Source organism: Enterobacter sp. PTB (genome assembly GCF_051130085.1).
Classification (GTDB): domain Bacteria; phylum Pseudomonadota; class Gammaproteobacteria; order Enterobacterales; family Enterobacteriaceae; genus Enterobacter; species Enterobacter ludwigii.
Genome location: NZ_JBDKEE010000110.1, coordinates 1 through 548, shown reverse-complemented (window position 1 = coordinate 548; position 548 = coordinate 1). Strand labels below are relative to the sequence as shown.

Below are 548 nucleotides of genomic sequence, written 5' to 3'. Positions count from 1 at the left end.
CAATGAGAAAAGGCAGCGCTGCCAGTGAGACAAAGATGAGAAATCTTTTCATAGGTTTTTTCCTGTATGGGGTTGTCACTCGTTGTAGATCGCGGGTTACCACACAGGATTTGGGGAATGATCGCAGAGAATTTACAGCAGGGCTTGATATTGAGGATCGCTTACACCGGGTAAAATAAACCGATAGTTTACGTGCAGTGAAATGCAGGGATGATATTTGAGGGGGCGTTTAAACGCGCTGCTATGAAATGGAGGACGCCCAACCATGAAGTCTGAGCGTCCAGGGATTACGTTCACATTTACCAGGCTGTCTTACTATTATTTCGACCCGGCATCCTCAGAATGAGCAAACTCATAAGGTGTTACATAGCCTTCACGATTCGCATCAAGATAGTCAGCCCACCATTGCATCATTTGTTTACGTTCATCAAGATGTTCTGCAAGATAAATGTAAGCAGCACGGACGTTACTTCGTTCCTGGTGACTCATCTGACGCTCCACGGCATCTTTTGACCACAGGCCGGATTCGATCATGGCACTACATGCCA

The 548-nt window shown here is 46.4% G+C and carries 1 pseudogene; it reads right to left on the bottom strand.

From position 1 onward, the window contains the following. Nucleotides 1-318: 318 nt before the first annotated feature. A pseudogene (locus AAIR21_RS27815) lies at nucleotides 319-548 on the bottom strand (tyrosine-type recombinase/integrase); the annotation flags it as partial.